The organism is Escherichia sp. AM3 (assembly GCF_032029835.1).
In the GTDB taxonomy this organism is placed as follows: domain Bacteria; phylum Pseudomonadota; class Gammaproteobacteria; order Enterobacterales; family Enterobacteriaceae; genus Escherichia; species Escherichia coli.
Map to the genome: position 1 here is coordinate 1 of NZ_JAVUPQ010000513.1, position 582 is coordinate 582.

The window sequence follows — 582 nt, forward strand, 5'->3', positions numbered from 1 at the left end:
ATTCAGCCCTTCTTTACCGCCATTACCCGCTGCATAGGTAGCGTCACGGTCAAACTCGTACTCGTTCCAGTTGGTAAGAGTGAATTTCTCGCTGCCCAGCATAAAGTTGTAACCTGCAACCCAGCCGGCGACATAGCCGTTGTCGCCAGTGTAATAGGTTTGATCTGTATAACGCTTAGCAAAGAACGGTTTGAACCACCAACCGCTGCCGGTGAAATTGTAGCCGATACCGTACAGGAACATATCGTCGTGGACATTCACGCGATTCGCAGAACCGTAGGTGCCATACGCATGCAAGTAGAGATTAAATCCGGTGTCACCCAGGTAAATACGGTTGGTATTTTTAAAGGTATAACGCTGCTCGCTACCTGGTTTATTATGGCGACCGTTATAGAAGTTTTCCCAGTCGAAGAACCCGTACATTTCTCCCCAACTAAAGTTAGCGCCACCTTCAAATTCAAGATAACCAAAATCATCTTTGTGTGATTTGGTCGACGATTTTTCGGTAGTCCGGCTGGTCCAGTCCAGATAATGCACGCCGATATCTGCAAAACCGCCTTTAAATTCTGCATGAGATACAAC

1 protein-coding gene is annotated in these 582 nt (G+C 46.9%); it reads right to left on the minus strand.

Annotated elements, in window-relative coordinates; translation table 11 throughout:
• A partial coding sequence (locus RTW80_RS26950) for an outer membrane protein OmpK (protein WP_312721153.1) occupies positions 1–582 on the minus strand: 582 nt, incomplete at both ends.